The following is a 3785-nucleotide window of genomic DNA, read 5'->3' as shown; positions in this document are numbered from 1 at the left end:
CAGGGGGAGTGATTGTTTCTTCGGGATTCGGGACCACTTCCACAGGGGCCGTATTAGTGTCACTGGCGTCCGGGTTGTTTTGGCGGAGCATGAGTTCTTCACCCGGGGATAGTTGTGTCGGGTCTGTCGGGGGTTCCAGTCCGTCGATAGCTTCATCAGGAATATTTTCCTGATCGGGGGTGATAGGTTGTGCGACAGAAAAATACTTCTGCAGCGTGTCCTTGGCGATTTGCCCTGCATTTTTACCGCCGGTAATCAATTCATCCCACTGACCAATGTATAGAAAACAAAATGAATACTTGGGGTTATCCGCAGGGAAGAAACCTGTGATCCAAGCGGCATACCGTTTCCTTGTTTTTGTGCCGATCTGGGCTGTACCGGTTTTTGCTGCCACCGAGACTTCTTTGAAATTTAGCTTTTTAGCGGTTCCTTCCTTTACAGCGTTTTTCATGCCTTCGTGCAGGGAATCCCATTCCACTTCATGAATATCGAAAGTCTTCACTTGCTTGGGGGTAAAGTTCCTGACGATCGAACCATCCTGAGTTTCCACTGCGCGGACAATGTGCGGCTCATAAAAGTGTCCACGGTTAGCAACAGCTGAGGTGATCCAAGCAATTTGTAAGGGGGTAGTCAGGACATCACCTTGTCCGATTGAGGTATTGGCCATGTCTCCCGGTCCCATGATCCTTTTATGCTTCTTAAGGACATAATCGGGTGTGGGCATAAACCCCGGGATTTCATTGGGCAGGTCGATACCGGTTTTTTTACCGATCCCGAGTTCTTGAGCGGATTTGACATAAGAATCCCTGCCTGTGCGTGCTCCCATATCCATAAAATAGGCATTCATGGAATATGTCACTGCCTCCAAGAAATTATAATCGCCAAATTCCCTCTTGAATGTGAAGTAAACTCCCCCTGCATTATAGCCCCCATTGACTTTTAACGAATAATCAGGATCGAAGACTCCCTGTTTCATCGCAGCGAGTGTCGTGACGATTTTAAAAACTGATCCGGGAGGGTAATGTTCTTGGAATGCCTTATTGAGTAAGGGCCTGTCCGAGTTCAACGAAAGTTCCTGCCAAAGCTCGGCGGGGACTGATGGGACAAAATCATTTGGGTTATAAGCCGGGTAGGAGGCCATCGCCACGATCTCGCCGGTTTTAATATCAATGATGACTCCCGCACCTTGTTTGATTTTAGACAGGGCCTCTTCCATGGCATTTTGCCATTGCATATTAATCGTTAAACGTACGTTATTGCCAATGCCCGGTGATTGGAGAAGTAAGTGTGATTCTGTAAAACCTTCCGGGGTAGTATTAATAATTACTTGTCCGGACTTTCCGGTCAGGTCGGTGTCAAAGAGTTGTTCGACACCAGTCTTACCGTCATACGTGTCGAAAAGGACTTCATTGGCTTGGTACTTTTTGTTTCCCCTCCTTTGTGTACGGCCAATATAACCAATGCTATGGGCCAGAGCAGAGTTTTGCGGATAAACACGTTTAGGAAGGCCTTGGAGCGAAAAATCTTTCAACGCATCTTGGGTATTGAGGAATTTTGAAACTTCATTTTCAGAAAGTTCATTGAATACACTGATGGGATGATATCTCCGATAACGGTATAACATTTTGAGTTCATCATCGGTAAGCTCGGATTTACGTTTAAAGAAAGTTTCCGCTCCTTTTATTCTCTCGTCAACCCAGCGGATGGCTGCTTTTTCGTCTTTAGCCTCATCGAGGGGTGGCCAAGGCAGGACAAGACTCTGTACCTTGCGGTCTGTGGCCAGCACGATCCCATCGGAAGAAATAATATCCCCGCGGATTCCGGGCACGATGTACTCAGGATTGGTGGGGATTTCCCTGGCTGAAGGATGGCGCCCGGCATTTTCAGAATTTCTCGGACGGATTTGGGAATTTGCACGTTCCCCCAAGATTGTTTGAAACCAGAGAATACTTTCCTGAGGAATCATGGCTGTACGGTTCCTGCCCTGATTGAAATTTTTTAATTGGGACTCTGTGAGATAAACAAATGTATTGTCTTTATCAGGAGCGAGATAACCGAATCCCTCCACTTTCCCGTCGAAACGGTCTATTTCGACTTTGACAAAACCTTTATCAGAATGGGGTAAGGAAGCTTTTTTGTCTTTAGAATGGACTAGCTCGGCGACTTCATTCCAGAGTGGAAGGCTTTTTGTGCGGGCTTCTTCTGTTTCTCCAAGTGGTTGGTTATTTATGGATCCCAGCCATGTGGCAAGTACATAATCTGCCGAATATCCGAACGTCCATGAATCCAGATTTCCATTAGAAAACGAGCTGTATTTATTATAGGGGGAGCCCTTGGTGGTGGACGACTTTTGACCAGGGGAAGGTTGATTATTATAAAGTGATGAAGCCATCATCATGAGTCCTAGTTGAGTGGAGTCAGTCGCTGGTAAAATTTGTTTGGGTTTTGGGGCTTTGTATTCGTAAATTGCTTGGGAGGATGCATTTTCGATCCGATCAATGACATGAACGGGCATCAGACGTCCATTATTAATGAGTGAACCGTAGAGCGGTAATAGTTCGAATATGGTAGGGGAAGAGATTTCGTTAAAGAATTTTTTCTGATCTTCTTTTGAAACAGCGATTTTTGCGTCCTGTAACCAGCGGTTAAAATAATCGGCACCGACATTTGCAGCCACACGGCGAATAATGGATCTGTTCTCCATTTCCAAGGCATCTTGCGTAATGATGAGAGGGTTACCAAAACGTGAACGTGCGCGGGTCAGAGGGATATCCTTTTGGCGCATATCCTCGAGACTGAAATACGACCCATCCAAAAGGAAAGCGGGATTAATGCCCAAGCGCGAAAAAGATATCCCCAGTATAAAGGGGCTCAACAGATAGTTGCTTTCCCTATGGGATTGTCTGATGTGATCGAACTGGTTTTTGCGGAAGTCTATCCCGGCACAGTAAATGACAATACCACCAGTTTTATCGGCGACTACGATACTTCCTTCAAAATCAACAGGAGCTTTCTTTTTTCGGGCATCTTTCCTTTGGATATCGCCTATCTGATCGTTCAATAGTTTTTCAGCTTTTTTCTGCAACCGATAGTCCAAAGTCGTGTAGATGGAAAGGCCTTTCGGGGCGGATTCAGCATCTTCAAAATTCAGGATACCTTGTAACTCCTGGATGACAAAAGTCGCGAAATGGCTGGTGATCCCGCGTACCTTCCGGCGAATAATGCGGATATTTTCGGCGACGGCATCGGTATATTCCTCCGGGGTAATGATTCCTTCGTCGAGCATTCCGGCCAGAACCAAATTACGGCGGTGCTGGACTTTTTCAAAATTGGTATAGGGCGAGTATGTGCTGGGTGCCCGCACCATGCCGGCAAGAAAAGCAGACTCTGAAATGGTTAGTTTGGAAGCGGGTTTTCCGAAATAGCCATTTGAAGCCGCTTCAAGGCCGAAATATCCATTCCCGAAATAAACACGATTCAGGTAAAGGGTCATGATTTCGTCTTTGGTGAAATGGTGCTCTATCCTAAATGCAAGGAAAAGTTCAGTGAATTTCCTTTCCATTGTGCGGCGTGAATCACCAATGACATTTTTAGCTAACTGCTGGGTCAGAGTGCTGCCGCCTTGTTTGGAACCCCCTTTCAGGTTCGAGTAGGCTGCACGCGCGATTCCCCATATATCGATTCCCGGGTGATCATAAAACCTTTTATCTTCAGCCCCGCGGAGAGCTTTGATCATGTTTTGTGGGATATCCTTTTCAGTGAGGATGACACGGTCTTCTGTGAAT

General features: G+C 46.3%; 1 protein-coding gene. It reads right to left on the bottom strand.

Annotated elements, in window-relative coordinates:
• Nucleotides 1–3736 (bottom strand): penicillin-binding transpeptidase domain-containing protein (locus SGI98_11705; GenBank protein ID MDZ4744068.1); only part of this gene is annotated, 3736 nt, incomplete at its 3' end.
• Between the last annotated feature and the right edge of the window lie 49 nt (nucleotides 3737–3785).

This window comes from Verrucomicrobiota bacterium (genome assembly GCA_034440155.1).
GTDB lineage: Bacteria > Verrucomicrobiota > Verrucomicrobiia > JAWXBN01 > JAWXBN01 > JAWXBN01.
This window is presented reverse-complemented; position numbering and strand designations above follow the sequence as displayed.